Origin of the sequence: Mesorhizobium sp. M5C.F.Ca.IN.020.29.1.1 (assembly GCF_003997375.1) — a bacterium.
Classification (GTDB): domain Bacteria; phylum Pseudomonadota; class Alphaproteobacteria; order Rhizobiales; family Rhizobiaceae; genus Mesorhizobium; species Mesorhizobium wenxiniae.
Map to the genome: position 1 here is coordinate 1 of NZ_RZSW01000520.1, position 4,523 is coordinate 4,523.

At 60.8% G+C, this 4,523-nt stretch carries 5 protein-coding genes; 2 read left to right on the top strand and 3 right to left on the bottom strand.

All coding sequences use genetic code 11. The features are described from left to right. Nucleotides 1-158: 158 nt before the first annotated feature. Together EOA85_RS28665 and EOA85_RS28670 are read right to left on the bottom strand one after the other, a co-directional pair. Nucleotides 159-755: a superoxide dismutase gene (locus EOA85_RS28665; RefSeq protein WP_127211996.1), complete on the bottom strand. Its 597-nt coding sequence runs from the start codon at nt 753-755 to the stop codon at nt 159-161. Between the two features lie 105 nt (nt 756-860). Then, complete coding sequence (locus tag EOA85_RS28670; protein WP_127211997.1) at nt 861-1,739, bottom strand: branched-chain amino acid aminotransferase; 879 nt, start codon at nt 1,737-1,739, stop codon at nt 861-863. 154 nt (nt 1,740-1,893) lie between these two features. Between EOA85_RS28670 and EOA85_RS28675 the strand changes: the two genes are divergently transcribed. After that, nucleotides 1,894-2,556, top strand: coding sequence for a haloacid dehalogenase type II (locus EOA85_RS28675; RefSeq protein WP_127212000.1), 663 nt, complete (start codon nt 1,894-1,896; stop codon nt 2,554-2,556). A gap of 262 nt (nt 2,557-2,818) precedes the next feature. After that, nucleotides 2,819-3,643, top strand: a complete 825-nt coding sequence (locus tag EOA85_RS28680) for a L,D-transpeptidase (protein ID WP_127211998.1) — start codon at nt 2,819-2,821, stop codon at nt 3,641-3,643. Nucleotides 3,644-3,734: 91 nt separating this feature from the next. On the opposite strand, the gene EOA85_RS28685 is transcribed toward EOA85_RS28680, so the two are convergent. Next, the coding region (locus tag EOA85_RS28685) for a helicase HerA-like domain-containing protein (protein ID WP_127211999.1) at nt 3,735-4,523 on the bottom strand (789 nt) is incomplete at its 5' end.

The following is a 4,523-nucleotide window of genomic DNA, read 5'->3' on the forward strand; positions in this document are numbered from 1 at the left end:
GATCGATAACGGCAAAATTGGCTTAAAAATTCCGGAAATTCGCCTCACGCTTGTGTGAATTTTTTGCGACAGTCGTTCTGTGCTGGAAAAGGGCGGCCGATCTTGAGCCAAAAGAAAAGCCCCGGTTTTACCGGGGCTTTTCTGCAACTCAGTTAGGCCTACGCCTTTTCGTAGAGCTCGAGGACATGGTCCCAGTTGATGAGACTGTCGACGAAGGCTTCGAGATATTTCGGCCGGGCGTTGCGATAGTCGATGTAATAGGAGTGCTCCCAGACATCGACGCCCAGGATCGGCGTCGCGCCATGGACCAGCGGATTCTCGCCGTTCGGCGTCTTCGAGATCGCCAGCTTGCCGTCCTTGACCGAAACCCAGGCCCAGCCTGAACCGAACTGGGTGGTTCCGGCGGCGATGAAGTCGGCCTTGAACTTGTCGTAGCCGCCGAGGTCACTGTCGAACGCCTTTTGCAGCGCGCCGGGCAATTTGTTGCCGCCGCCGCCCTTCTTCATCCACTTCCAGAAATGAACGTGGTTGTAATGCTGGCCGGCATTGTTGAAGAGCCCGGGGTTCTTGCCGAAGGACTGTTTCAAAACCTCTTCGACCGACAAATCGCCGAGCCCAGCTTCGGCAGCCAGCTTGTTGCCGTTGTCGACATAGGCCTTGTGGTGCTTGTCGTGGTGATACTCCAGCGTCTCCTTCGACATGTAAGGCTGCAAGGCCTCGTAGTCATAGGGCAAGGCAGGCAGTTCAAAAGCCATCGGTCGTACTCCTCGTGGAAAAATCCGGTGCGATACCGGACTAACATAGGTCTGGATTGATATGGAGCAACTCCGGAATGAAGCGCCGGTTCGCTTTTTCGCCAGTCAGCCGGTCGAAGTCGAATGGGCCCAATCCCAGTAGAGTTCGCGCGCCTTCTTGGCTACAGGCCCAGGCTGGAGATTGCGATCCTCGATGCGGGTGACCGGCACGACTTTCGAATGGTTTCCCGTCGAGAATATCTCGTCTGCTTCGAGGAAGTCGCGCACCGACAGCGTCTTCTCGGTGGTCTTGAACCCATACTCGCCAAGCAGCGTCATCGTCCGCGAGCGGGTGATGCCGGACAAGAACGTGCCGTTCGGCGCCGGCGTCAGGACATGGCCGTCCTTGACCAGGAAAATGTTCGAGGTTCCGGTCTCGGCGACATTGCCCAGCATGTCGAGCACCAGGGCATTGTCGAAGCCGCGCATCTTGGCTTCGAGGATGGCACGACCATTGTTGGGATAGAGGCAGCCGGCCTTGGCGTTGGTCGGCATGGTTTCGATGGTTGGGCGCCGGAACGGCGAGACGGTGACCGAAAAGCCCGCCGGCGAGATCATTGGCGATTCGTAGAGGCAAAGGCAGAAACGGGTCGAGGCCGGATCTGCCGGCACGCCCATATAGCCGCCATGCTCGGCCCAGTACATCGGCCTTATATACACCGCCGTCTTGCCGTCGAATTTCTTCAGCCCGTCCCAGGTCAGCCCGACCATCTTTTCGGCGCTCATGGATGGTTTGAGACCAAGCGCGATCGCCGATGCGTTCACCCTCGCGGCGTGGCGGTCGAGATCTGGGGCGACGCCCTCGAACCAGCGGGCGCCGTCGAACACGCTGGTGCCGAGCCACATGGCATGGCTGCGCGGCCCCAGGATGGCGACGTTGCCTTCATACCAGTCGCCGTCCACGAAGGTCCATGTCGCGGATTGCGCCGCAGTTGCCAGTGTCATCGCTTGTTTCCGTTACAGACTTGTCCTGTCTCGCCATTGGAAGATGCTTTGGCATCTGCCGTCAACGGGGTTTGCTGAGATTTGTTGAGGCCAGCGGTATGTGAATTGCGATCTGTGCTTGCGCCTCGCCTTGCGTCGCCGCAAAACTGTCACCATGCACCATGCGGCTTACGTTTTCGACGCCTACGGCACGCTGTTCGATGTCCATGCCGCCGTGCGCCGTCATGCCGACCAGATCGGGCCGGACGGCCAGCTCCTGTCGGAGATCTGGCGCGCCAAGCAGCTGGAATATTCCTGGGTGAGGACGCTGATGGGCGCTTACACCGATTTCTGGCAACTCACCGAGCAGGCGCTCGATTTCGCTCTGCGCAAGGTTCCCTCCACGGACAAGGGCCTCAGGGCCAACTTGCTCGACGCCTATTGGCGCCTGGACTGCTATCCGGAGGTGCCGGCCGTGCTCAAGGCGCTCAAGGCGTCGGGCGCAAAGCTGGCGATCCTTTCCAACGGCTCGCCTGAAATGCTGGAGGCGGCGGTCAAATCGGCCGCGCTCGACCAGGTTCTGGACGACATCTATTCCGTCGATGCCGTCAAGCGGTTCAAGGCCGATCCGTCGGTCTACGACATGGTCACGACAGGCTGGCGCCTCTATCCGGGTGCGGTGTCGTTTCAGTCATCCAACCGCTGGGACGTCGCCGGCGCCACCAAGTTCGGCTTCCGGACAGTCTGGATCAACCGTTCCAACCAGCCCGAGGAATACCGGGACTTTCCCCCGGCCCTGATCCTGCCCTCGCTCGAAGGCCTGCTGGCCGGAGGCTGACGGATGACCTCAAATCGGAATCGATCCTTGGAAAGGATCACGCGCAAAACAAATGTGCTACAGCGTCCTTTGCTGACGCCCGGCGCTGTGGGCCTGTTGCCTCGGCGCAACAGGGGCTGAACCGTCACAGCTTTGCCTTTGTTTGTTCACCCTCAGGCCAGAATCGGAACCGCCTATCGCGCCACGCATTGGTAGGGCTGGCGCGCCGTACTGATTGGCGTATTCATGTTCTGTTTCGATATGAGACTTAAAAAAGGCAACGATGTCCACAACCGAAATCGACCCCTATCGCCTGAGCCGTCGCGGCTTTCTCAACGCCGCTGCGCTAGGCGTCGCCTCGATTGCGGTTTCCGCCTGCACCACGACGGCAGGCCGGCCGGTCGAGCCGCCGCCGCCAGCCAATGTCGAGCCGCCGCTCATGGACTATGCAACAATGTACGGTCCGGTCAGCGACGGTGGGTTCGAGCTGCCGGGCATACCCTACGAGAAAATCGACGAGCAATTTCTGCGTCAGATCGTTCCCGATCCGACCGGCCAAGCGCCAGGCACCATCGTCGTCGATACGGCCGGCCACCACCTCTATCTCGTGCGTCCGGGCGGACAAGCCATTCGTTATGGGGTCGGGCTGGGTCGCGCCGGTTTCGAATGGTCTGGCGATGCCGTCGTCCAGTGGAAGCAGAAGTGGCCGAAATGGACGCCGCCGGCCGAAATGATCGCCCGCCAGCCAGAGCACGCAAAATACAGCGCCGAGAATGGCGGCATGCCCGGCGGGCTCACCAATCCGCTCGGAGCGCGGGCGCTGTATATCTTCGAGGGCAACGAGGACACGCTTTACCGCCTACACGGGTCGCCGGAGTGGTTTTCCATAGGCAAATCGGTGTCATCTGGGTGCGTTCGCTTGATAAATCAGGACATTATCGACCTTTATGACCGTGTGCCCAACAAGACGCCGGTGATCGTTACCGCCGGTGTCGGTCAGGAACTGGTTGCCACGGCAGACCGCAAAGCCATTCCAATCGATGCGGGCGTCCCGGAAGGATCGATCCTGCTCGGCCCGGCAAGGGCGATTTCGGACTCGATCTTCTGAGCTGGTCGAAAGCGCTGGAGCGGCCGGCGTACCTCTGAACCCGATGCTCTTGCTTGAGCATCGGATATTCTCAAACCGAGGTCCAATACTGTCAGCGCCCTCTTGCCAGACTGCCGAGGATACCCCTCACAATCGCCCGGCCCACGGACGAGCCGACCGAGCGAACCACCGATTTGATCGCCGCCTCCGCCACCGTCTGGCGATTGGACGATCGCGGCGCCGGTGCCCGCCTGCCGCCGGTGGGTTGGGGGACGGAATCGTCATCGCCGAAGCCTGGGATAGTCCAGCGTGAGCGGCCGCTCTCCTGCTGCTGCGCCTCTGCGTCGAGAGCGTCCTTGGCTTTTTTCTGCAGCATCTCGAAAGCCGATTCACGATCGATGGTTTGGTCGTATTGCCCGCTAACCGGGCTCTCAGTGATCAGCTTGCGGCGCTCGTCAGGCGTAATCGGGCCAAGGCGTGAAGACGGCGGGCGAACCAGCGTACGCTGGACCATGGACGGAACACCTTTGGCTTCCAGAGTCGAGACCAGCGCCTCTCCGGTGCCGAGCTGCGTGATCACGGTTGCACAGTCGAAGTCGGGATTTGGCCTGAAGGTCTCGGCGGCGGTTCTCACGGCCTTCTGCTCCCGCGGCGTGTAGGCGCGCAAGGCGTGCTGCACCCGGTTGCCGAGCTGGGCCAGAACCGTTTCGGGGATATCCAGCGGATTCTGGGTGACGAAGTAAACGCCGACGCCCTTCGAACGGATCAGGCGGACCACCTGTTCGACGCGGTCGATCAGCACCTTCGGCGCATCATCGAACAGAAGGTGCGCCTCGTCGAAGAAGAAGACCAGCTTCGGCTTGTCGGGATCGCCGACTTCGGGCAGCTCCTCGAACAGTTC

Bases quoted from the DNA above. Each gene is read 5' to 3' on its own strand.
- EOA85_RS28670 (WP_127211997.1), bottom strand. From the start codon at position 1,739: ATGACACTGGCAACTGCGGCGCAATCCGCGACATGGACCTTCGTGGAC.
- EOA85_RS28680 (WP_127211998.1), top strand. From the start codon at position 2,819: ATGTCCACAACCGAAATCGACCCCTATCGCCTGAGCCGTCGCGGCTTT.
- EOA85_RS28675 (WP_127212000.1), top strand. From the start codon at position 1,894: ATGCACCATGCGGCTTACGTTTTCGACGCCTACGGCACGCTGTTCGAT.
- EOA85_RS28665 (WP_127211996.1), bottom strand. From the start codon at position 755: ATGGCTTTTGAACTGCCTGCCTTGCCCTATGACTACGAGGCCTTGCAG.